Annotated in this window: 17 protein-coding genes; 9 read left to right on the top strand and 8 right to left on the bottom strand. The window is 60.9% G+C overall.

All coding sequences use genetic code 11. The features are described 5' to 3' along the window. Positions 1–61: 61 nt before the first annotated feature. Positions 62–961, bottom strand: a complete 900-nt coding sequence (locus tag EIEH_RS00095) for a LysO family transporter (RefSeq protein ID WP_015871780.1) — start codon at positions 959–961, stop codon at positions 62–64. A gap of 222 nt (positions 962–1,183) precedes the next feature. On the opposite strand from EIEH_RS00095, the gene EIEH_RS00090 reads away from it, so the two are divergent. Together EIEH_RS00090 and EIEH_RS00085 are read left to right on the top strand one after the other, a co-directional pair. After that, the gene (locus EIEH_RS00090) at positions 1,184–2,854 is read left to right on the top strand and encodes an ATP-dependent endonuclease (protein ID WP_035608203.1); all 1,671 of its coding nucleotides are present in this window, start codon (positions 1,184–1,186) and stop codon (positions 2,852–2,854) included. A 19-nt stretch (positions 2,855–2,873) separates the two neighbouring features. After that, entirely contained in the window at positions 2,874–3,533 is a 660-nt protein-coding gene (locus EIEH_RS00085; RefSeq protein WP_015871777.1) for a prepilin peptidase, read from the top strand. 15 nt (positions 3,534–3,548) lie between these two features. Here EIEH_RS00085 and EIEH_RS00080 read toward each other — a convergent pair whose 3' ends face one another. Together EIEH_RS00080 and cspD are read right to left on the bottom strand one after the other, a co-directional pair. Beyond that, positions 3,549–4,505, bottom strand: coding sequence for a VirK/YbjX family protein (locus EIEH_RS00080; protein WP_015871776.1), 957 nt, complete (start codon positions 4,503–4,505; stop codon positions 3,549–3,551). A gap of 167 nt (positions 4,506–4,672) precedes the next feature. After that, positions 4,673–4,894: a cold shock domain-containing protein CspD gene (gene cspD / locus EIEH_RS00075; RefSeq protein ID WP_015871775.1), complete on the bottom strand. Its 222-nt coding sequence runs from the start codon at positions 4,892–4,894 to the stop codon at positions 4,673–4,675. Between the two features lie 445 nt (positions 4,895–5,339). Between cspD and clpS the strand changes: the two genes are divergently transcribed. After that, positions 5,340–5,660: an ATP-dependent Clp protease adapter ClpS gene (gene clpS / locus EIEH_RS00070; RefSeq protein ID WP_015871774.1), complete on the top strand. Its 321-nt coding sequence runs from the start codon at positions 5,340–5,342 to the stop codon at positions 5,658–5,660. Between the two features lie 24 nt (positions 5,661–5,684). Beyond that, on the top strand, positions 5,685–7,979 hold the full coding sequence (gene clpA, locus EIEH_RS00065; protein WP_015871773.1) for an ATP-dependent Clp protease ATP-binding subunit ClpA: 2,295 nt from the start codon (positions 5,685–5,687) through the stop codon (positions 7,977–7,979). A gap of 153 nt (positions 7,980–8,132) precedes the next feature. Here the strand turns inward: clpA and infA are convergent, their stop codons facing one another. The 5 genes from infA to trxB form a co-directional block, all read right to left on the bottom strand. Then, positions 8,133–8,351, bottom strand: a complete 219-nt coding sequence (gene infA, locus EIEH_RS00060) for a translation initiation factor IF-1 (protein ID WP_002211347.1) — start codon at positions 8,349–8,351, stop codon at positions 8,133–8,135. Between the two features lie 190 nt (positions 8,352–8,541). Beyond that, positions 8,542–9,270 carry a leucyl/phenylalanyl-tRNA--protein transferase gene (gene aat, locus EIEH_RS00055; protein ID WP_015871772.1) on the bottom strand — a complete coding sequence of 243 codons (729 nt, stop codon included), beginning with the start codon at positions 9,268–9,270 and terminating at the stop codon, positions 8,542–8,544. Between the two features lie 29 nt (positions 9,271–9,299). Then, on the bottom strand, positions 9,300–11,027 hold the full coding sequence (gene cydC / locus EIEH_RS00050; RefSeq protein WP_015871771.1) for a heme ABC transporter ATP-binding protein/permease CydC: 1,728 nt from the start codon (positions 11,025–11,027) through the stop codon (positions 9,300–9,302). A 2-nt stretch (positions 11,028–11,029) separates the two neighbouring features. Further along, the gene (gene cydD / locus EIEH_RS00045; RefSeq protein WP_015871770.1) at positions 11,030–12,829 is read right to left on the bottom strand and encodes a heme ABC transporter permease/ATP-binding protein CydD; all 1,800 of its coding nucleotides are present in this window, start codon (positions 12,827–12,829) and stop codon (positions 11,030–11,032) included. Positions 12,830–13,051: 222 nt separating this feature from the next. Then, on the bottom strand, positions 13,052–14,023 hold the full coding sequence (gene trxB, locus EIEH_RS00040) for a thioredoxin-disulfide reductase (RefSeq protein WP_015871769.1): 972 nt from the start codon (positions 14,021–14,023) through the stop codon (positions 13,052–13,054). A 721-nt stretch (positions 14,024–14,744) separates the two neighbouring features. Here trxB and lrp point away from each other — a divergent pair. The 5 genes from lrp (at position 14,745) to serS (ending at position 22,737) form a co-directional block, all read left to right on the top strand. Beyond that, positions 14,745–15,239, top strand: a complete 495-nt coding sequence (gene lrp / locus EIEH_RS00035; RefSeq protein WP_008812989.1) for a leucine-responsive transcriptional regulator Lrp — start codon at positions 14,745–14,747, stop codon at positions 15,237–15,239. A 153-nt stretch (positions 15,240–15,392) separates the two neighbouring features. After that, entirely contained in the window at positions 15,393–19,211 is a 3,819-nt protein-coding gene (locus EIEH_RS00030; RefSeq protein ID WP_035608198.1) for a DNA translocase FtsK, read from the top strand. Positions 19,212–19,349: 138 nt separating this feature from the next. Then, complete coding sequence (lolA, locus tag EIEH_RS00025; protein WP_015871767.1) at positions 19,350–19,964, top strand: outer membrane lipoprotein periplasmic chaperone LolA; 615 nt, start codon at positions 19,350–19,352, stop codon at positions 19,962–19,964. A gap of 16 nt (positions 19,965–19,980) precedes the next feature. Then, complete coding sequence (locus tag EIEH_RS00020) at positions 19,981–21,324, top strand: replication-associated recombination protein A (RefSeq protein WP_015871766.1); 1,344 nt, start codon at positions 19,981–19,983, stop codon at positions 21,322–21,324. Positions 21,325–21,444: 120 nt separating this feature from the next. After that, positions 21,445–22,737: a serine--tRNA ligase gene (gene serS / locus EIEH_RS00015; protein ID WP_015871765.1), complete on the top strand. Its 1,293-nt coding sequence runs from the start codon at positions 21,445–21,447 to the stop codon at positions 22,735–22,737. The last annotated feature ends 27 nt before the right edge of the window (positions 22,738–22,764 follow it).

Raw genomic sequence — 22,764 nt, 5'->3', positions numbered from 1 at the left:
TGAAGGGTGAAGGGTGAAGGGTGAAGGGTGAAGGGCGGCACGGGAGCGCCGCCCGGTGGGGTCAGGAGGAGAACAGCGCCATCAGCACCGGCGCCAGCAGGCTGAGCAGGAAGCCGTGTACAATCGCCGCCGGCACCAGCTCAATGCCGCCGCTGCGCTGCAGTACCGGCAGGGTAAAGTCCATGGAGGTGGCGCCGCACAGGCCCAGCGCGCTGCTGCGGTGGCGCTGGATCAGCGTCGGGATCATCATGATAGCAAACAGTTCACGCGCCAGATCGTTAAAGAAGGCGGCGCTGCCGATCACCGGGCCAAAGGCCTCGGTCAGCATGATGCCGGACAGGGAGTACCAGCCATAGGCCGAGGCGATAGCCAGGCCGGTCTTCAGGGGCAGACCCAGCAGCCAGGCGGCCAGGGCGCCCCCGGCCAGGGCGCTGACGCAGACGACACAGCCTATCATCATACCGCGGCGGTTCAGCAGGATCTGACCTGGCGACATACCGCTGTTGCGCAGCTGGAGACCGACCAGAAACAGCAGCAGGATCAGGGCGTATTCGCTGGCGTGGGTGGCGTGGCTCAGCCATGGCCACTGGGTGAGGCCCAGCAGGAAGCCGCCCACCACGACGCCGCACAGCTTCAGGGACTCCAGTGCCATATGGAGGCGCGATGGCAGAGCCTCCTGACGGTGGGGGACGTACCAGGGGGTGCGTTTTTCCAACAGCCATAGCGCCAGCAGGTTGGCCGCGATAATCAGCACGAAAAAGACCGTGGCATATTTGCCGATCAGCCACAGATTCGCGCCCAGGTTATCGAGAAATGCCAGGCTGATCCCCATAAAAAACAGGATGACGTATACCATCCAGCTCAGCATACGGTTAATTAAACGGATCAGCGTCTTATGACGCAGGTGCAGCAGGTAGCCAAGCAGGAGTGGTACCAGAATGATCAAGAGTCCAGAGTACATAAGAGCCTAACATGTTAAATTTAAAGCTAATACCGTACTCAAAAGGGGGATTTGAGTAAAGGCGCAGCGTCCGCGAGGGAAGTAAAAAGGGATCTTTACCTCTTTTTTCTCCTGGCTTTCTAGAAAGCCAGCACAAAATGGTGCTCGTAGCGGGGGCATTCCTTGACCCGCCAAGGCTTTGCCCGCATCCTCATAACAATGAGGCGACGAGAGAGGGATGGCATGTACCTGGAACGCATTGAGGTCGTAGGGTTTCGCGGGATTAATCGCATCTCGCTGTCGCTGGATGACAATACCGTTCTGATCGGGGAAAACGCCTGGGGTAAGTCGAGCCTGCTGGATGCCTTGACCCTGTGCCTGTCGCCGGAGCGCGATCTGTACCGTTTTCAGCCCCATGATTTCTACTTTCCCCCCGGTGATGAAACGGCCAGAGAGCACCACCTGCAGATTGTGTTTACCTTTTGCGAAATCGAGCGGGGTCACGCCCGGGCCCGCCGTTATTACCGGCTGTCGCCTCTGTGGCAGGAGAGCGGCGATCGTCTGCAGCGTATCTATTTCCGCCAGGAGGGCGAGCTGAGCGACGACAATACGGTCTGCACCTGGCGCTCTTTTCTCAACGAGCAGGGGGAATCACTCTCCCTGCATCACGTCGATCTGCTGGCGCGCGAGCTGATCCGCCTGCATCCGGTGCTGCGCCTGCGGGATGCCCGCTTTATTCGTCGTCTGCACCCCAGCGTGCTGGCCGCCCGCCATCTGCCTGATCAGGCACAGGTAGCACAGCAGCTGGATGATCTCACCCGTGAACTGGTGTGTAACCCGCAGAAGCTGAGCAACGGTGAGCTGCGCGCTGGCTTGGGCGCCATGCAGCAGCTGCTGGAGCACTATTTTTCCACCAACGGTGACGAGACGGCGGTTGGCGCCCGACGCCGCCACCGCAATGAGATTATCCACGGCCGTCAGGCATGGCGTTCTCTGGAGAATATCAATCAGATGATCGCTGCCTCGGGCAGCCGCAATATGCGTCTGATCCTGCTGGGTCTGTTTTCAACGCTGCTGCAGGCCAAGGGGGCGGTGATCCTCGATCGCCATGCGCGCCCGCTGCTGGTGATTGAAGATCCGGAGACCCGTCTGCACCCGATCATGCTGTCGGTCGCCTGGGGGCTGTTAAACCAGCTGCCGCTGCAAAAGGTGACGACCACCAACTCCGGCGATCTGCTGGCGCTGATGCCGGTAGAACGGGTGTGCCGCCTGGTACGTCAGTCAGGGCGGGTGGCGGCGTACCGTATCGGGCCTCGGGGTATGACGCCGGAAGAGGGGCGGCGGATCGCCTTTCATATTCGCTTTAACCGCGCCTCGTCGCTGTTCGCCCGCTGTTGGCTGCTGGTTGAGGGGGAGACGGAGGTGTGGCTGTTGAGCGAGCTGGCGCGTCAGTGCGGTTACCGCTTCGATACCGAAGGCATCAAGGTGATCGAGTTTGCCCAGTGTGGCTTGCGCCCGCTGATTAAGTTCGCCCGCCGAATGGGGATCGCCTGGCATGTCCTGGTCGATGGCGACGAGGCCGGGCGTAAATATGCCGCGACGGTGCGCGGCCTGCTGGAGGGGGGGCAGGAGAGCGAGCGCGATCGCCTGACGGTGCTGCCGGCGCCAGATATGGAGCACTTTATGTATCATGAGGGTTTTGCCGATGTGTACCACCACGTGGCCGGGATCCCGGCGTCGGCGCCGATGCCGATACGTAAGGTGATCACCAAGGCTATCCACCACGCTTCCAAGCCCGATCTGGCGATCATGGTTGCGGCGCGGGCAGAGGAGGCCGGCGTGAGTCAGGTGCCTTTTCTGCTAAAGAATATGTTTTCGCGGGTGCTATGGCTGGCGCGCGGCAAGGCCGACTAGCGCCCACCTGGCGGTGGCCATGGATCTGTGGCTGATGCTGGCGGCCCTGTGTGGCCTGGCGCTCGGTATGCCCCTGCAGTGCGCGATGCTGCGAATTATGCGCCCGCTCTGCTCCCCGCTGCTCTGGCACGATCGTCATTTCTCTCCTTTTCCCTGCCGTGCGGCGCTGTGTACCGCGCTGGCGGCGATCGCCCTGTTGCTGGCCTGGCGCCTGCCGCCCGGCGCCGCCTGGCTCTGTGGGCTGAGCTTCTGCACGCTGAGTCTTGCCCTGGCGCTGATCGATCGGGCCAGCCTGCTGTTGCCCGATGCGCTGACTCAGCCACTGCTGTGGCTGGGGCTGATATGGAACGCGCTATATCAGCCGACGCATTTGCCACAGGCGGTGTTCGGTGCCGCAACAGGGTATCTGGCGCTATGGCTGATCGCCTGGGGGTTCTGGCGCTGGCGCGGGGTGCAGGGGCTCGGCGGCGGAGATGTTAAGCTGCTGGCCGCGCTCGGCGCCTGGTGCGGCGGGCCTGATCTGCCTGCGCTGTTGCTGATGGCATCCCTGCTGACGCTTGGCAGCATAGCCCTGCTGCACTGCTGGCGGGGAGTGAGTCTGGCGGAGCCCGTGCCATTTGGGCCAGCGCTGCTGGTGGCCGGGCTGTGGCAGGTGCTGCCGCGTCTGGTCAGCGTCTAGCGCGACAAGACGATGCTATGCAGTCGCACCCAGGCTGGCGCATATCGCCTGCTGCATTTCATCCAGCAGCTGATAGCGGCGATGGTACTCGGCGCGCTTTTTGCTCGGAATACTCTCCAGAGACTTGCGCTGCGGGGGCTGTGGCAGGCGAAAGTGACCGTCGCCGGTGGGTGTGCCGTTCAGTGAAAGCCAAAAACCGTCATAGTCAGCCACCATCTGCGTCTGTTTTTTGCGGCGGTAGCGCCAGTGGCTGTAGATATGGCTGTTGTTGCCGACGGCCAGGATCTGCCTGCAGCGGGCAATGCGTGCCAGCTCACACAGGGCGTCGGCCAGCAGACGTTTGGGGAACAGACCGTGGCAGGCTTTGGTGGCTGTTTGGGTGTGGCTGTGAGGCAGCGACGGCGACGCCCCCTGCAGTCCGCCAATAAAGAGGGTTTGTGCGCCATTGTAGTCGATAAAACTAAATGTGCAGGCTGAAAGCAGTATATCATTTTGATCATATAGTGCTATGGAGAGATCTCCCTCTTTGCTCAGCTTCTCCAGCATGGCCAATCGTAGAGAGTATATCTGGTCGTTTTTCCCGCATAGGGTCGCCAGGGTCAGTGTCTGTCCAGTATACAGCGCCTGATATTGGGACATCGGCAGCAGCTGGCTCAGCAGGCGGTAGTGATCCGTCAGCGCTTCAACGATCTGTGGACGGGAAAGGTGTACGCTCAGGTAGGGATGGTGCAGACGGCACGGTAGGCGAGGCTGGCAGTGTAGAATCGCATCACGCTGTGGCAGTCCGGCCAACATATTCAGCAGACGGTAGGTATCGCCGGGCATCAGCAGCGCACGCAGGGTAAACTTGGCGCGAAAAGTGGCCTTATTCCAGAGACGGTTCGGTCGGTAACGGCCCGTCGCCAGGCTGGAAAACAGCGGTAAAGCGGGGCGTGAGGCGGGCCGGGCGTGGCCGATTTCGATTGACGACATGGTGCCACCTGTCATTGCGGGTTAACGATGACAGAATTTTCCGGGAGCCCGCCTAAACATCGGCACAATATGTTACCTCACTGCATATGGAATCGACGGATTGTTGAGGATAGGTTGATGTGGGGAGGAGAGAAAAGACCGACCGGGGATCCGGCCGGTGAGGCCGCTTAGGAAGCCGGCTCGCTGAGAATGGGGATTATGGTGTTGGCGTGATTGCCCTTGGGGCCGGTATGAAGGTCAAACTGAACCTGTTGACCCGCCTTCAGCGTGCGGTATCCCTCCATCTGAATGGCGGTGTAATGGGCGAATATATCGTCGCCGCCGCTGGCCGGGCAGATAAAGCCAAAGCCTTTGGCGTTGTTAAACCACTTTACAGTACCCGTCTCCATGCTTATACATCCCTCGTTACGGTGGCAGATCGCGGCAGAAGGGCGGCGATCACGGTTAATGAGATAAGACTGATTCAGGATGGGTTCTTAAGCCGTTGCGGGCATCATTGCGCCACGGCTTAGGAACGCACCCTACGGGCAGCGGTAGCCTCGTGCTATAGGCCTGCCACTGGGCGGAGTGGGGTTGATTAAATTACAATCAATTTCCGCTTGTCTACACTCTATTGATGCCTCCGTTGCCGTCAAGGATTGGTTATTTTTAGCACCCTAACTTTTTACCAAAGTTTGAGGCAGTTAACGCAATTGTGCGGCAGTGCGTTTTTTTTGTCCGATCGACAGGCGGAAATGCAGGGTTGGCTGGTAATCTTAGTGGTAGTTATGATATCGCTCAGTGATAGATGATTGACCGGCCCCGCCGGGAGCAGAGAACAGGTAACAGATTGAAATGGCGAACTTGAACGATTGGCTGAATCTTGAGCCGTTGGCTGAGGATCAGACACGCAGGGCGGTGAAGCCGCCGTCACTGTATAGTGTCATACTGAATAACGATGACTATACGCCAATGGAGTTTGTCATCGAGGTGCTGCAGACGTTCTTCGCTTATGACATTGAACGTGCAACGCAGCTGATGCTGACTGTGCACTATAAAGGCAAGGCGGTATGTGGTGTGTTCACGGCAGAGGTTGCGGAGACCAAGGTGGCATTGATTAATCGCTACGCACGTGACAATGAACATCCGCTGCTGTGCACGCTGGAAAAAGCCTGACCGGGTAACTGAAGGGAGGTGCCCATGCTCAACCAAGAACTGGAACTCAGTCTCAACATGGCGTTCGCCAGAGCGCGCGAGCATCGACACGAGTTTATGACCGTCGAGCACCTGCTGCTGGCGCTGTTGACGAACCCCGCGGCGCGGGAGGCGCTGGAGGCCTGTGCGGTGGATCTGGCGGCCCTGCGCCAGGAGCTGGAGAGCTTTATCGAGCAGACTACGCCGTTGCTTCCCCAGGGGAACAGTGAGCGAGATACTCAGCCTACCCTGAGTTTTCAGCGGGTGCTGCAGCGGGCGGTTTTTCACGTGCAGTCTTCCGGGCGCAATGAGGTCAGCGGTGCCAATGTGCTGGTGGCCATCTTTAGCGAGCAGGAGTCCCAGGCAGCCTATCTGCTGCGTAAGCATGATGTTAGCCGTCTGGATATCGTCAATTTTATTTCTCACGGCACCCATAAGAACGAGTCTGGCCCGGCGGCGGGCGGTGGGTCGAACGATGCGCCTGGCGGGAATGAGGCAGCGGCGGCCCCCGGCGGTGAAGAGCGGATGGAGAATTTCACCACCAACCTGAACCAGCTGGCGCGGGTCGGCGGCATCGATCCGCTGATCGGTCGCGATCGTGAGCTGGAGCGCGCCATTCAGGTGCTGTGCCGTCGGCGTAAGAATAACCCGCTGCTGGTAGGGGAGTCCGGGGTGGGTAAAACCGCGATTGCGGAGGGGTTAGCCTGGCGCATCGTGCAGGGTGAAGTACCAGAGGTGATGGCCAATTGCACCCTCTATTCGCTGGACATCGGCTCTCTGTTGGCCGGGACCAAGTACCGCGGCGACTTTGAGAAGCGCTTTAAGGCGCTGCTGAAGCAGTTGGAGCAGGACAGCGACAGCATCCTGTTTATCGATGAGATCCACACCATCATCGGCGCCGGGGCGGCGTCCGGTGGTCAGGTGGATGCCGCCAATCTGATCAAGCCGCTGCTGTCAGGAGGGCGCATTCGGGTGATCGGCTCGACCACCTATCAGGAGTTCAGCAATATTTTTGAAAAGGATCGTGCCCTGGCACGCCGGTTCCAGAAGATCGACATTAATGAACCGAGCGCCGACGATACGGTGCAGATCCTCAACGGACTGAAGGCGAAGTATGAGGCGCACCACGATGTACGCTACACCGCCAAGGCCCTGCGCGCGGCGGTCGATCTGTCAGTGAAGTACATCAATGATCGCCACCTGCCGGATAAGGCCATCGATGTCATCGACGAGGCCGGGGCCCGCAGTCGCCTGATGCCGGCGAGTCGGCGTAAGAAGACCATCAATGTGGCGGATATCGAGGCGGTGGTGGCCCGTATCGCGCGTATTCCGGAGAAAACCGTCTCCGCCAGCGACCGCGACGTGCTGAAGAGCCTGGGCGATCGCCTGCGGATGCTGGTGTTTGGGCAGGATAAGGCCATCAGCGCGCTCACTGAGGCTATTAAGATGAGCCGCGCGGGGCTGAATCAGGACCACCGTCCGGTGGGAGCGTTCCTGTTTGCCGGGCCGACCGGCGTCGGCAAGACCGAGGTAACGGTACAGCTGGCCCGGGCGCTGGATATCCCGCTGCTGCGCTTTGATATGTCCGAGTATATGGAGCGGCATACGGTGAGCCGTCTGATCGGCGCCCCGCCGGGGTATGTTGGCTTTGATCAGGGCGGGCTGCTGACGGACGCGGTGATCAAGAACCCTCACGCGGTGCTGCTGCTCGATGAGATCGAGAAGGCACACCCGGACGTCTTCAACCTGCTGCTGCAGGTGATGGATAACGGCACCCTGACCGATAATAATGGGCGTAAGGCGGACTTCCGCAACGTGATTCTGGTGATGACCACCAACGCTGGGGTGCAGGAAACGCAGCGTAAGTCAATCGGTTTTAATTTGCAGGACAATAGCAGCGACGCGATGGAGGAGATCAGGCGGATCTTTACGCCGGAGTTCCGTAACCGGCTGGATAACATCATCTGGTTTAACCATTTGTCGACGGAGATCATCCATCAGGTGGTCGATAAATTTATCGTCGAACTGCAGGCACAGCTGGATGGCAAAGGCGTTTCACTGGAGGTCAGCGACGCCGCGCGCAACTGGCTGGCGGAGCGTGGCTACGATCGTGCTATGGGGGCCAGACCGATGGCGCGGGTGATCCAGGATAACCTGAAAAAACCGTTGGCTAATGAGCTGTTGTTCGGTGAGCTGGTCAACGGTGGCTCGGTCAGCGTTGACGTGGCCGAGGGTGATGCGACCCTCAGTTACCGTTTTCGCAGCGCGCAGCAGCGCAAGGCCGAGGATGCGATGCACTGACGTCATAGGTAGATACAGATAAAGGAAGAGCGCCGTAAGGCGCTCTTTTTTTACCGCCGGGAAAACAAACCGGCAGAATTACCCGTCTTGCCGCTGTCGGTGTCGATCGCACTATCGGGCCTGACGCAGCCTGCGGCGCGGGAGGGAAGCCTATCAGCGGCTACGGAAGACAATGCGGCCTTTGCTCAGGTCGTACGGGGTCAGCTCTACAGTGACTTTGTCGCCCGTCAGGATGCGGATGTAGTTTTTACGCATTTTACCGGAGATGTGAGCGGTAACGACGTGTCCGTTTTCCAGTTCTACGCGGAACATCGTGTTGGGCAACGTATCCAGAACGGTACCCTGCATTTCAATATTGTCTTCTTTGGCCATCGAATCCTCTAGGTATGAATACCACAGTTTTTAACCGGCAAGATAATGCCGAAAAACCTCGGTTATGTAAAGGTAAGTTATCTTTCTGCTGTGCCCCGCTCGGGGTTTGGCGTCAGACGACGACGGCGCTGAGCCGCCGCCTGGCACGGCGCGCGGTGGGAGATACGGTCCCGTTTAGCCCCCGGAGGCACTATTCTCCTATTTGTGTCGCCGTGGCCGGAAGGGGGAGCGTGAGGCTCTGCGGCAGCCAGCAGCGGGGGGCGAGCGTCTGGCTACGACAGTTGAGCAGATGCTGCAGATAGCGGCGGCGCGGAATGTCATGGGCACCCAGCGACGCGGTGTGAGCGTTGAGCACCTGACAGTCGATGAGTTGACCGCCCATGCGCTGAAAGTGGCTACAGAAGCTCCACAAAGCCATTTTAGAGGCATTGCTGACCCGGCTGAACATCGACTCTCCGCAGAACAGGCTGCCCTGGGCGACGCCGTACAGCCCGCCCACCAGGCGTTCCTCTTGCCAAACCTCCACCGAATGGGCGTGGCCCAGTTGGTGCAACTGACAGTAGGCCTGCTGTATCGAGGGTCCGATCCAGGTACCTTCGGCGCGCTGTTCCGCACACCCGGCGATCACCGCGGCGAAAGCCTGATTCAGGGTGATCCGCAGAGTGGTTCGGCGCAGTGCCTTGCGCAGGCTATGGCTGATGTGCAGCGCCTGCGGTACCAGTACCGCCCGCGGATCCGGCGACCACCACAGGATCAGCTCTCCCGGAGAGAACCAGGGAAAGATACCGCGCTGATAGGCCTGCAGCAGGCGCGCCGGCTGCAGATCTCCACCGATGGCCAGCAGTCCGTTGGGATCGTGCAGCGCCTGCTCCGGCGAGGGGAATCCCAGCGAGTGTCTGTCCAGTTGCATAATGCGCATATCCCATTTCCTCGCGCGGTGAAATTAATCTAACGGCGCTGACACAGTTGATAGTAGCGGCCATGGGCTTGTAGCAGCTGCTCATGGCGCCCCTGCTCGACGATCCGCCCATCATCCATGACACAGATGCGATCCATCAGCGCCAGTCCCTGCAGGCGGTGGGTGATCAGCACTAGGGTCTTTTGACAGCAGTGCTGACGCAGCAGCGCCAGGATCTGGCGCTCGGTTTCCGCATCCAGCCCTTCGGTGGGTTCATCCAGCAGCAGCAGCGGCGCGCGGTGCAGCAGCGCTCGTGCGATGCCCAGGCGTCGTTGTTCGCCGCCGGAGAGTGGCCGGCCGCCATCACCCAGCCAGGCGTCCAGCGCATGATCCTCCAGCAGGGTGTCCAGACCGACCGTTCGCAGCACGTCGCACAGCTGTGCGTCGCTGGCTTGTGGATCGGCGAGCAGCAGGTTATCGCGTAGCGTGGCGCTGAAAATGTGTATCCGCTGGCTGACGATGGCGCAGGCACTGCGCAGAGCCCCCTCATCCAGATCGATCAGCCGCTGGCCGTTGAGGCGGATCTCGCCGCTGTTACAGTCCCAGGCGCGGGTCAGCAGCTGCAGCAGGGTGGACTTACCGCATCCGGTGCGTCCCAGCAACGCGATATGCTCCCCGGCGCGCAGATCCAGGCTGACGCCGTTGAGCACCGGGCGTGTCTGCCCCGGGTAGGTAAAGTGAAGATCGTCCAGCGTCATGGCGAGGGGCGCATCGTCGTCCAGCGTCTTACCCTGTTCGGGGAAGCGTACCTGCGGCGTTTGGTCGATCAGCTGCCCGATCCGTTCGGCGGAGGCAATCACCTGCCCCAGGTGTTGGAAGGCGCCCGCGACCGGCGCCAGCGCCTCAAAGGCGGCCAGTGCGGCAAACACGAACAGGGCGATCAGTGCACCCGGGCGAGGATCGCCGGCGATGCCGGCTGCCGCCAGCCACAGGATCAGGGTAAAGGTCAGGCCGGAGGCCAGGATCATGATCCCTTGAGACAGCGCGCCGAGCGCCGCCTGGCGCTGCTGCTGGCGCTGCCATAGCCGCTCTTTGTTATCCAGGCGCTGGCGAAAGGTCTCCTGGGCGCCGTATACCGCCAGCTCGGCGTTGGCGCGGATCCAGCCGACCAACTGGGTGCGGTAGTCTGCGCGTAGAGCAGTCAGTGCGGCACCGACCGGTTTCCCGGCCAGGTAAAATAGCGTCGGTAGCCCCAGCAGCAGTGCCAGCATAATGCTTCCCAGGGTCAGCGCCAGCCGGAGATCCAGCCAGCTGAGGCCGCAAACCACGACCGCGATGATCACCACCGCGCTGAGCAGCGGCGAGATCACCCGCAGATAGAGGTGATCCAGCGTATCGACGTCGGCCACCAGGCGGTTGAGCAGTTCAGCCTGACGGAAACGGGCCAGGCCGCCCGGCGACAGCGGTATCAGGCGGCTGAAGGTAAACACCCGTAGGTGGGATAGAACCCGGAACGTGGCATCGTGGCTGACCAACCGTTCAGCATAGCGTCCGGCGGTACGGATGATGGCAGCGCCGCGGACGCCGGCGGCGGGCAGCATATAGTTAAAAGAGATCAGACTGGCTATCCCGGCCAGCGCCGAGGCGGCGAGGAACCAGCCAGACAGGGTCAACAGGCCGATGCTGGCCAGTAGGGTGGCGATGGCCAGCAGCATGCCAAGGGACATGCGGATCCAGTGGCGGCGATACAGAGCCAAAAAGGGCAGCAGGACGCGCATGGTTAAATCTCCTGATGGCGGGTAGCGAGAAGGGTGGCAAACGGGCTGCCGCGTTGCAGGGAGAGTGCGCTGAAGTCGCCCTGTTGCACCAGCTGCCCCTGCTCCATAACCCAAATACGATCAAACTGTGCCAGTTCATCAAGCTGATGGGTAACCATCAGGGTAGTTTGACATCGGGCGGCGGCCTGCAACGCGCGCATCACCAGGCGCTCGCTGTTGGCATCCAGGCTGGCGGTCGGCTCATCCAGCAGCAACAGGCGACAGGGGCGGATCAGCGCCCGAGCAACGGCGACGCGCTGGGCCTGGCCGACAGAGAGGCGGGCGGCATCCTCGCCGATTGGGGTGTCCAGCCCCTGCGGCAGCAGGGGAAGAAACTCGTCGACGTAGGCCCGTTCGACGGCGTGCTGTAGCTGCGCATCGTCGGCCTGGGGCGTACCCAGCAGGATGTTGGCCCGCAGCGTTGGCAGCGGCAGCGTCGGGTTCTGGCCAACCCAGGCCAGCTGGCGTCGCCAGCTGGCGAGAGGCAGTACGTTCAGCGGCTGTCCATCGATCAGCAGTTCACCGCGGTAGGGCAGAAAGCCGAGCAACAGATTAATCAGCGAGCTTTTGCCCGCACCGCTATAGCCGACAAGTGCGATACGTTCACCGGCGCTGATGCGAAAGTTGAGGGGACCGGCCAGGACTTTTCCCTGCGGCGAAAGGATTTCCAGGTTGTGCGCCTCCAGTGTCAGGGGAGCGTCGCTGCCCCCCGTCGCTGCGCTATCCGCCGTCGCTGCGCTATCCGGCGGTGTCGCGCGCTGCGTTTCATCACTGGCGTCGAGGAAGCTCACCAGCGCCTCCGCGGCGCCGATGGCCTGTGCCTTGGCGTGGTAAAATGTCCCCAGATCACGCAGGGGCTGGAAGAACTCCGGTGCCAGTATCAATACCAGGAAACCGGCGAACAGGGTTACGCTGCGATCGTAGTGGCCAAAGTTCAGTTCACCGAGGTATGAAAAACCAAAGTAGACCGCTACCACGGCGATGGAGACGGAGGCAAAGAACTCCAGTACCGCAGATGAGAGGAATGCCAGGCGCAGCACCTCCATGGTGCGTTTACGAAAATCTTCAGAGGACTGGGCGATATGCCGGGTCTCGGCGCGGGTGCGGTGAAACAGGCGCAGGGTCTCCATGCCGCGCAGACGATCTAAGAAGTTGGCGCTCAGGCGGCTCAGTGCCAGAAAGTTGCGTCGGTTGGCATCGGCGGCGCCCATCCCGACCAGCGCCATAAACAGCGGGATCAGCGGCGCGGTGGCGAACAGGATCAGCCCGGCGGCCCAGTTGATGGGGAATACGGCGGCGAGGATCAGCAGCGGGATCGTGACGGCCAGTGCCATCTGCGGCAGATAGCGGGCGTAGAACTCCTGCATCTCTTCGATCTGTTCCAGGAGCAGGGTCGCCCAGTGTCCGGCGGGTTGTCCCTGGATCCAGGCTGGGCCCAGCTGCGCCAGGCGGTTGAGTACCAGCGCGCGGATCTCGCGGCGAACCACCTGACCGCAGTGAAAGCCGACGCGCTCGCGCAGCCAGCCCAGCAGCGCACGCAGCGCGATGGCGGCGATCAGCAGGGCGAAGTCATGTACCAGGTCGCCGCGCGGCGTATGGTCAATGATCAGCCGCTGCAGCAGGGTTGCCAGTAGCCAGGATTGGACGATGATCAGTAGCCCGGAGAGCAGGCCGAGCAGCATGGAGAGCCGGAGCCAGCGTTGGGCCGGGCGACTGCGCTGCTTCAGCCACTGCGTGAGTTCGCGTTGTCGTTGTTTATTCATTAAGCGATGGTGTCTAGTCTGATGCAGGTGAAGTGGAGATCAGGCCCGGAGCACAGGCGTACGGCAGGCTGAACGGTAGCGTCGGTCTACTCACGGGCCGACGCCGCATCCGATATTACAACGCCGCTCGAGGAGTTGAAACCAAGCCGCCGTAAATTCTGTCACCAAAGGAGAAGCGTGCGTAAAATGCGGGCCGCCGGCGGCGGCCCCGATAGGTAAGGATTAGGCGTGGCGCGCGGTATCGGCCAGGCTATCGAGATAGCGCTCGGCGTCCAGCGCCGCCATGCAGCCGGTGCCGGCAGAGGTGATCGCCTGACGATAGATATGGTCCATGACGTCGCCGGCAGCGAATACGCCCGGGACGCTGGTCTGGGTCGCGTTGCCGTTCAGACCGGACTGTACCTGAATGTAACCGTTGCTCAGCGTCAGCTGGCCATCGAAGATGGCGGTGTTCGGGCTGTGGCCGATCGCGACAAACAGGCCGCTGACGGCCAGCGCTTCGCAGGCTCCGTTCTGGGTATCTTTCAGCCGCAGGGCATTAACACCCATATCATCGCCGAGCACCTCGTCCAGGGTACGGTTGGTGTGCAGGACGATATTACCGCTGCGCACCTTGTCCATCAGGCGGTCGATAAGGATCTTTTCGGCGCGGAAACTGTCGCGGCGGTGGATCAGATGCACCTTGGCGGCAATGTTGGCCAGGTACAGAGCCTCTTCTACGGCGGTATTGCCACCGCCGATCACGGCGATCTCCTGCTGACGGTAGAAAAAGCCATCACAGGTGGCGCAGGCGGAGACACCGCGGCCTTTAAAGGCCTCTTCCGACGGTAGCCCCAGATAGCGTGCAGAGGCGCCGGTAGCGACGATCAGCGCGTCGCAGCTGTATTCCTGGCTGTCGCCAAACAGGCGAAACGGGCGCTGGCTGAGATCCACGCGCTGAATATGGTCAAGGATGATCTCGGTATTGAATTTGGCCGCATGCTGATTCATGCGTTCCATCAGCAGGGGACCGGTCAGCCCTTCCGGGTCGCCCGGCCAGTTTTCCAACTCACTGGTGGTGGTGAGCTGGCCGCCTTTTTCCATGCCGGTAATCAGTACCGGATTGAGGTTGGCGCGTGCTGCATAGACGGCCGCGGTATATCCCGCCGGGCCTGAGCCCAGAATGAGAAGCTTGCAATGTTTTACGGAGCTCATGAAATCCTCTTTTCCAATGTGGTGCGTCTTGGATTCGATTTTAAAAAAACTGGCGGAGTAAAAAAAGCGCGCAGCAAAGATGTTATCAATCTGTGCAATAGGTAATGGCTATCAATAAGATTAGTCAATATTAGTAAGATGCACTGATAATGAGACAATATCCAGTTATTATCGCTAGGCAATGGCGATAGGTGGCGCGGAAAAATAGAGAAATGAGTCGGGATATGGTGGTGCTTTTGACCTAGGGAAACGTTGCCTTAAGATATTATTTGGTAGGTTCTTCTAATTTTATTTCTTTTGCTTTGACAATCAGCTGTTCATTTGCGAAAACATGGAAGAGAGGATGGGAAACTTTGTCGGGATTGGCGGGTTTACTCTTCTCTGATGGAAAAGCGTCCCATCTCATAGCGTAAGGCCGGGGTGTTGCCTAACGGGATGTTACCCGGTCCGTGAGTGGCATGATGGTCAAGTCTACATCGACGATCATTCTGCGCTCACCGCTGCGGCGGTAGCGGGGGAGCAGGGGCGCGCTCAGGTACGTAAAACAGGGGGAGACCCCAGCAGGAAATAGGCACCCCGGACCCATCCGGTGGTCGCAGGCGATGGCAATGGAAATTGCCAGTTGACGGGCAGGCACAATGTCTTCTTTTGGGACTATTCCTTGGCAATGTGACCTTGTCGCAGGGATGGCAACAGGGAAGAATATAAGAGAGATAACAAGATGGCAGATAATAAGAAACGCCCTGGTAAGGATCTGGATCGTATTGACCGTAATATCCTGAATGAGTTGCAGAAGGATGGCCGTATCTCCAACGTCGAGCTTTCCAAGCGCGTGGGGCTATCGCCGACGCCGTGCCTGGAGCGCGTGCGTCGACTGGAGCGGCAGGGCTTTATTCAGGGCTATACCGCGTTGCTGAATCCACACTATCTGGATGCATCCCTACTGGTTTTCGTGGAGATCACGTTGAACCGCGGGGCACCGGATGTATTTGAACAGTTCAATACCGCGGTGCAGAAGCTGGAGGAGATTCAGGAGTGTCACCTGGTTTCCGGTGACTTTGACTACCTGTTGAAGACCCGTGTACCGGATATGTCAGCCTACCGTAAGCTGCTGGGTGAGACCCTGTTGCGTCTGCCGGGCGTGAACGACACCCGCACCTATGTGGTGATGGAAGAGGTGAAGCAGAGCAACCGCCTGGTGATCAAAACGCGCTGACGCGCGGACAGGTGCAAAGCCACAATAATTTGGGTACACTCCTGTGTATGTATACAGTTTCAGCGCCGGGCGACGCCTCGGCGCTGTTCTTATGGCGGGCATGCAGCATAGACTGCACGCAATGACAGAAAACAGGACCCTGGAGAGCCTTTCTTGAGCCAGGAATATACAGAAGAAAAAGAAGTTACCCTGAAGCACGTAAGCGGCGGACGGCGAGTGTATGAGGTGCTGCTGATTTTGGTTGCGCTGTTTGCCGTGTATATGATGGCATCGCTGATGACGTTCGCCCCCTCCGATCCCAGTTGGTCGCAGACCGCCTGGCATGAGCCGATCCACAATATCGGCGGCGGTGCCGGCGCCTGGATGGCCGATACGTTGTTCTTTGTCTTTGGCGTACTGGCCTATGCCATTCCTCCGATCATGGTGATCCTATGCTGGGTGGCCTACCGTAAGCGTGACGACAGCGGCCATGTGGACTACTTTGCCATTGCTCTGCGTCTGATCGGCATGCTGGCGCTGGTTATCGCCTCTTGTGGGCTGGCGGCGGTGAACGTCGATGATCTGTACTACTTCGCCTCCGGCGGTGTGATCGGCAGCCTGATAAGCAGCGTAGTGCTGCCGCTGCTGGGTAGCATTGGGGCAACTCTGGCGATGTTGGGAAGCTGGGCCGTAGGGCTATCGCTGTTCACCGGCTGGTCATGGCTGACCATCGCGGAGAAGCTCGGCGCGCTGCTGCTCGGCAGTCTGACATTTATGAGCAACCGTTCGCGCCGCGATGCGCGTGCGGACGATGATGACGACGACGCTGAGGCCTACGGCGCGGATGAGCTTAGCGCCGCGGCCGTCGATACGACGGCGGTGGATGCACACCGCATCATCGATCCACTGTTGAGCGAGGCAGACGATCCGCTGCTGTCCGGTCTGCGGGCGTCAGATGAGGCGCCTGCGCCCAACGCGCCGCCGGCAATGAAGGGTCTGCGCCCGCTGGCGCAGGTGGATGATGCTCCGCCGCAGGCGCAGGATCACCCTGGCGCGCTGCCGACGGCTGCCGCTGCGCTCAGTGCACCGGATATCGTGGCGATGCCTGCCCCGGCGTCCGTCGCCGTACCGCCAGTGGCACCGAGTGCGCCGAGCGATCTGCAGTTTTCCTCGTCGCTACATGACGGCACCACGCCGCATGTCGCCGTCGCGACATCAGCGGCACCCGCTCCCGATACTCCTCTGTTTTCCGCCGCATCGTCGGCAGCCGACCCGGCTCCGTTCACTTTCAGCGCCGCCGAGCCTGAAAGCAATGAGCCGGTCGCCCCGATGTATTCGTTTACTTTGCCGGAGGATCGCCCACATGCGCCGTCCTCGATCGCTCCGCGCCCGGTGACGTCCGGGCGTTCCCATCCGCCGCGCGATGCCGAGCCACCTCTTGGCCAGTGGGCTACGCCGGGCGACGATGAGCCGAACGCCGTGCATGACGCCGCGGCAGGCCTCCCCTATATCAACCCGGGGCTGTCGCCGGAGCTGCCGGTGTTTGGGGCTGCCAGCCGTCACGATGAGCCGACCGCCTTTGCGGCGGCGGCCTTTACCCCGGTCATTGGCGCGCTGGACGGTGGAGTACAGGTGAAACAGGGCATTGGTCCGGAGCTGCCGCGTCCAAATCCGGTGCGTATTCCGACCCGTCGTGAGCTGGCGTCGCTGGGGATCAAGCTGCCGTCACAGCGGATGGCGGAAGATCGCGCCCGCCGTGAGGCCCAGGAGCGCCGCGCACAGGAGGCGCTGGCGGAGCTGGAGCAGACGCCGCCGCTGCAGGTGACGCCGCTGGGACAGGAGAGCGCCGCCGCCGCCGGTCAGTCCATCTTTGCCCAGGCCTCGGCGCTGGCCGCCGGAGCGGGTGGCGCGGCACCCCCTGCACCCCCTGCGCCTGATGCGGCATCGCTGCCGTCGTTTTCCGCCCACTCAGAACCGCAGGAACATCAGATCGCAGCGACGACTGAGGATGAGACCACGCGCGCGGCACAGTTGGATCAGGCCGCGCTGCGCGAGGCCTTTGTCCACCAGCAGCGGGTCCGTTATGGGCAGGATTACCTGCACGAAGACGAGGATGAGCGCGCGCAGGAGCAGAGCCGCCTGCAGCGCGAGTTTCTGGCCGCGCAGCAGCAGCGCTATGGCAATACCGAGGACAGCCGGGATCGTGACGCTGCGGCAGCACAGGATATTCCGGAGCCCCGGGCGGCCTCAGAGCCGCCGCAGGGCGGGCTGATGTCGTTCTCAGCCCGCGAGGCACTGGCGCGGGCTAAACAGCCGATGCCCACCTTTGATTTTTCCGATTTCGCCGCCGAAGACAAGGCTCCTCAGGAGCCGCTATTTACCCTGTCGCCGCAGCCGGAACCCGAGCCCGTGCAACCTGGCGCAGCACAGCCTGCCCAACAGGATGCGATGGCCGGGCTGGTGCATCCCTTCCTGATGCGCGACGAGCGGCCGCTGCATAAGCCGACGACGCCGCTGCCGACCCTGGATCTGCTGACGTCGCCGCCGGCTAACGCTGAGCCGGTGGATATGTTTGCCCTGGAGCAGCAGGGGCAGCTGGTGGAGGCGCGCCTGGCGGACTATCGGGTGAAGGCCGCGGTGGTCGGTATTTCGCCGGGGCCGGTGATCACCCGCTTCGAGCTGGATCTGGCGCCGGGAGTTAAAGCGGCGCGCATCTCCAACCTGTCACGCGATCTGGCGCGCTCCCTGTCGGCCGTAGCGGTTCGCGTAGTGGAGGTGATCCCAGGCAAACCCTACGTGGGGCTGGAGCTGCCCAACAAGCATCGCCAGACCGTCTACCTGCGCGAGGTGCTCGACTGCCCGCAGTTCCGCGAGAGCCCTTCGCCGCTGACGGTGGTGCTGGGTAAGGATATCGCCGGTCAGCCGGTGATCGCCGATTTGGCGCGTATGCCCCATTTGCTGGTGGCCGGTACCACCGGCTCCGGTAAATCGGTGGGGGTGAACGCGATGATCCTGAGCATGCTGTTCAAGTCCACACCGGACGAAGTACGCTTTATCATGATCGATCCGAAGATGCTGGAGCTGTCGGTTTATGAAGGCATTCCGCACCTGCTGACCGAAGTGGTTACGGATATGAAGGACGCGGCCAACGCGCTGCGCTGGTGCGTCGGGGAGATGGAGCGCCGCTACCGCCTGATGTCCGCACTCGGGGTGCGCAACCTGGCTGGCTATAACGATAAGGTGCGTCAGGCCGAAGCGATGGGCCGTCCGATCCCCGATCCGCTGTGGCGGCCGGGCGACAGTATGGATGCACTGCCGCCGGAGCTGGAAAAGCTGCCCTATATCGTGGTGATGGTGGACGAGTTCGCCGACCTGATGATGGCGGTAGGCAAGAAGGTGGAGGAGCTGATCGCTCGCCTGGCGCAGAAGGCGCGCGCGGCGGGTATCCATCTGGTGCTGGCGACCCAGCGTCCGTCGGTCGATGTGATCACGGGCCTGATCAAGGCCAACATTCCGACCCGTATCGCCTTTACCGTCTCCAGCAAGATCGACTCGCGCACCATCCTGGATCAGGGCGGCGCCGAATCACTGCTGGGGATGGGCGACATGCTGTATATTCCGCCCAATACCTCGACGCCGGTGCGGGTGCACGGTGCCTTTGTGCGCGACGAAGAGGTCCACGCGGTGGTGCAGGACTGGAAGGCGCGCGGGCGTCCACAGTATATTGACAGCATTACCGCCTGCGATGACAGTGAAGGCGGCGGTACGGGTCTGGACAGCGACGATGAGCTGGATCCGCTGTTCGATCAGGCCGTCGCGTTCGTGATTGACAAGCGTCGGGCGTCGATTTCCGGGGTGCAGCGGCAGTTCCGTATCGGCTATAACCGGGCGGCGCGCATTGTGGAGCAGATGGAGGCTCAGGGGATCGTCAGCCCGCAGGGGCATAACGGTAACCGTGAGGTGTTGGCACCGCCGTCCGGCGACTATGACTGATGGACGGTGCGGCACAGCGCGACGTTTTTCTCGCGTGGCGCTCCACGGCCCTGCGTATAATCAACGGGTATTGTGACACCTGATCGCGGTATCGCGGCGGTCAGGCCCAATTTATTCTTGCTTAAGGTAATCATACCGATGAAAAAGCTGTTAGTTGCGTGCTGCGTCGTTAGCGGCATGATGTCGGCCTCCGTTCTGGCGTCGCCGAGCAGCGATCTGCAGGGACGTTTGAATAAGGTAAACAGTTTCCACGCCAGCTTTACCCAGACGGTCAGCACGGCGGACGGCACGCCGGTGCAGCAGGGCGAGGGGGAGCTGTGGGTAAAACGCCCCAATTTGTTTAATTGGCATATGATTTCGCCGGATGAGAGCGTGCTGGTGTCCGATGGCAAGACCCTGTGGTTTTATAACCCCTTCGTCGAGCAGGTGACCGCCACCTGGCTTAACCGCGCCACCGGCAATACGCCGTTTATGCTGATCACCCGCAACGACGCCAGCGACTGGGCGCAGTATAACGTGACCCAGCAGGGGAATACCTTCGATCTGGTGCCGAAGAGCGCCAAGAATAACCTGAAGAAGTTCACCATCAGCGTAATGCCTGACGGCACCATCAACGGCTTTAGCGCCGTCGAGCAGGATGGCCAGCGCAGCGTCTATACGCTGAAGCGTCAGCAGAATGGCGCGGTGGATGCGGCCAAGTTCCGCTTTACACCGCCGCCTGGTGTGACGCTGGACGATCAGCGTCAACAATAAGGGGCGGAACCGCGACGTGAGCAATCTTTCCCTCGACTTCTCCCAGAATGCGTTTCAGCCGTTGGCCGCCCGGATGCGGCCGGCGACGCTGGAGCAGTACATCGGACAGCGTCACCTGCTGGCGGCGGGCAAACCGCTGCCGCGCGCCATTTTGGCGGGGCACCTGCACTCGATGATCCTGTGGGGGCCGCCGGGGACCGGCAAGACGACGCTGGCGGAGCTGATCGCCCGCTACGGCCATGCCGAGGTGGAGCGGATTTCGGCGGTGACCTCGGGGATCAAGGAGATCCGTGAGGCCATTGAGCGTGCACGCCACAATCGCGACGCGGGGCGGCGCACGATCCTGTTCGTCGATGAGGTGCACCGCTTTAACAAGAGTCAGCAGGACGCCTTTTTGCCCCATATCGAGGATGGCACCATCACCTTTATCGGGGCCACCACGGAAAACCCCTCGTTTGAGCTGAACTCGGCGTTGTTGTCGCGGGCACGGGTATACCTGCTCAAGGCGTTGGATGCGCAGGATATCGTCCAGGTGGTGCGGCAGGCGATGACGGATCGCGAGCGCGGCTATGGCGGCCAGGATGTGACGCTGCCGACGGAGACCCTGGATGCCCTGGCGGAGCTGGTCAATGGCGATGCGCGTCGGGCGCTGAATACGCTGGAGATGATGGCGGATATGGCCGAGACGGACGCCCAGGGGCAGCGGGTGCTAACCCTGGATCTGCTGCGATCGGTGTCCGGTGAGCGCAGTGCCCGCTTCGATAACCACGGCGATCGCTATTACGACCTGATCTCCGCATTGCATAAGTCCGTGCGCGGATCCGCACCGGATGCCGCGCTATACTGGTATGCGCGCATTATTACGGCGGGCGGCGATCCGCTGTACGTGGCACGCCGTCTGCTGGCCATTGCGTCGGAGGATGTGGGCAATGCCGATCCCCGTGCGATGCAGGTGGCGATCGCTGCCTGGGACTGCTTTACCCGCGTCGGCCCCGCTGAAGGGGAGCGTGCCATTGCCCAGGCGATCGTCTACCTGGCCTGTGCGCCGAAGAGTAATGCCGTCTATACCGCCTTTAAGGCGGCGATGCGCGATGCCAAAGAGCGTCCGGACTACGATGTGCCGCCTCACCTGCGCAATGCGCCGACGTCTCTGATGAAGTCGATGGGGCTGGGGCAGGAGTACCGCTATGCCCATGATGAACCGAACGGCTATGCGGCTGGAGAGGTCTATTTCCCACAGGAAATGGCGCAGACGCGCTATTATCAGCCAACGGCGCGCGGCCTTGAGGGTAAGATCGGCGATAAGCTGGCCTGGCTCGCTGAGCAGGATCAAAATAGCCCGACAAAACGCTACCGCTAACCCATTCATTGCGGTAAGGTTGTGAAGAAATCCGCTTTGCATTGAGCGCACTGCCGCAGATGTGGCTATCGCCTTGATGTATTGTTTATTAAAAACCCCTCAATAATTCACAGGATTAGCATGCTAGATCCCAATTTGCTGCGTAATGAGCTAGACGCAGTCGCCGAAAAACTGGCTCGCCGAGGCTATAAACTGGATGTTGACACACTGCGTCAACAGGAAGAACGCCGTAAAGTGCTGCAGGTAGAAACGGAGTCCCTGCAGGCTGAGCGTAACTCGCGATCCAAATCGATCGGTGCGGCGAAAGCGCGCGGTGAGGATATTGAACCGTTGCGCCGTGAAGTCAACGAATTGGGTGAAAAGCTGGATGCCGCCAAGGCCGAGCTGGATCGGCTGCAGCAGGAAATCCGCGATCTGGCGCTCTCTATCCCCAACCTGCCGGATGACTCCGTGCCGGTCGGTCGTGATGAGAACGATAACCAGGAGATCTGCCGCTGGGGTGAGCCGCGCAGCTACAATTTTGATGTCCGTGATCACGTCACTCTGGGTGAAATGGCCGAGGGCCTGGATTTCGCCGCGGCCGTGAAGTTGACCGGTGCCCGCTTTGTGGTAATGAAAGGTCAGATCGCCCGTATGCACCGTGCCTTGGCCCAGTTTATGCTGGATCTGCACACGGAGCAGCATGGCTACCTGGAAACCTATGTGCCGTATCTGGTCAACCACGATACCCTGTACGGTACTGGTCAGCTGCCGAAGTTCGGCGCGGATCTGTTCCACACCCGTCCGCTGGAAGAAGAGGCCGACAGCAGCATCTATGCGCTGATCCCGACCGCCGAAGTACCGGTAACCAACCTGGTGCGCGGTGAGATCCTGGAAGAGAGTGCGCTGCCGCTGAAGATGACCGCCCATACCCCGTGCTTCCGCTCTGAGGCTGGCTCCTATGGTCGCGATACCCGCGGTCTGATCCGTATGCACCAGTTCGATAAGGTTGAGCTGGTACAGATCGTCCGTCCGGAGGACTCGATGGCGGCGCTGGAAGAGCTGACCGCGCACGCGGAGAAAGTGCTGCAGCTGCTGAATCTGCCGTACCGCAAGGTGCTGCTGTGCACCGGCGACATGGGCTTTGGCTCCAGCAAGACCTACGATCTGGAGGTCTGGGTTCCGGCGCAGAACACCTATCGTGAAATTTCCTCCTGCTCCAATATGTGGGATTTCCAGGCGCGCCGTATGCAGGCCCGCTACCGCAGCAAAGATGACAAGAAGCCGCGCCTGGTGCATACCCTGAACGGCTCTGGTCTGGCGGTGGGGCGCACCCTGGTCGCTGTGATGGAAAACTATCAGCAGGCTGATGGCCGCATTCAGGTACCTGAAGCGCTGCGCCCATATATGAACGGTTTAGAATATATCGGTTAATCCGTTAACCTCTTATTCTCTGCCAGT

The organism is Edwardsiella ictaluri ATCC 33202, assembly GCF_000264785.1.
GTDB classification, from domain to species: domain Bacteria; phylum Pseudomonadota; class Gammaproteobacteria; order Enterobacterales; family Enterobacteriaceae; genus Edwardsiella; species Edwardsiella ictaluri.
The sequence above is the reverse complement of the archived record's forward strand: the minus strand, read 5'-3'. Positions and strand labels throughout refer to the sequence as shown.

Bases quoted from the DNA above. Each gene is read 5' to 3' on its own strand.
- EIEH_RS00095 (WP_015871780.1), bottom strand. From the start codon at position 961: ATGTACTCTGGACTCTTGATCATTCTGGTACCACTCCTGCTTGGCTAC.
- EIEH_RS00090 (WP_035608203.1), top strand. From the start codon at position 1,184: ATGTACCTGGAACGCATTGAGGTCGTAGGGTTTCGCGGGATTAATCGC.
- EIEH_RS00085 (WP_015871777.1), top strand. From the start codon at position 2,874: ATGGATCTGTGGCTGATGCTGGCGGCCCTGTGTGGCCTGGCGCTCGGT.
- EIEH_RS00080 (WP_015871776.1), bottom strand. From the start codon at position 4,505: ATGTCGTCAATCGAAATCGGCCACGCCCGGCCCGCCTCACGCCCCGCT.
- cspD (WP_015871775.1), bottom strand. From the start codon at position 4,894: ATGGAGACGGGTACTGTAAAGTGGTTTAACAACGCCAAAGGCTTTGGC.
- clpS (WP_015871774.1), top strand. From the start codon at position 5,340: ATGGCGAACTTGAACGATTGGCTGAATCTTGAGCCGTTGGCTGAGGAT.
- clpA (WP_015871773.1), top strand. From the start codon at position 5,685: ATGCTCAACCAAGAACTGGAACTCAGTCTCAACATGGCGTTCGCCAGA.
- infA (WP_002211347.1), bottom strand. From the start codon at position 8,351: ATGGCCAAAGAAGACAATATTGAAATGCAGGGTACCGTTCTGGATACG.
- aat (WP_015871772.1), bottom strand. From the start codon at position 9,270: ATGCGCATTATGCAACTGGACAGACACTCGCTGGGATTCCCCTCGCCG.
- cydC (WP_015871771.1), bottom strand. From the start codon at position 11,027: ATGCGCGTCCTGCTGCCCTTTTTGGCTCTGTATCGCCGCCACTGGATC.
- cydD (WP_015871770.1), bottom strand. From the start codon at position 12,829: ATGAATAAACAACGACAACGCGAACTCACGCAGTGGCTGAAGCAGCGC.
- trxB (WP_015871769.1), bottom strand. From the start codon at position 14,023: ATGAGCTCCGTAAAACATTGCAAGCTTCTCATTCTGGGCTCAGGCCCG.
- lrp (WP_008812989.1), top strand. From the start codon at position 14,745: ATGGCAGATAATAAGAAACGCCCTGGTAAGGATCTGGATCGTATTGAC.
- lolA (WP_015871767.1), top strand. From the start codon at position 19,350: ATGAAAAAGCTGTTAGTTGCGTGCTGCGTCGTTAGCGGCATGATGTCG.
- serS (WP_015871765.1), top strand. From the start codon at position 21,445: ATGCTAGATCCCAATTTGCTGCGTAATGAGCTAGACGCAGTCGCCGAA.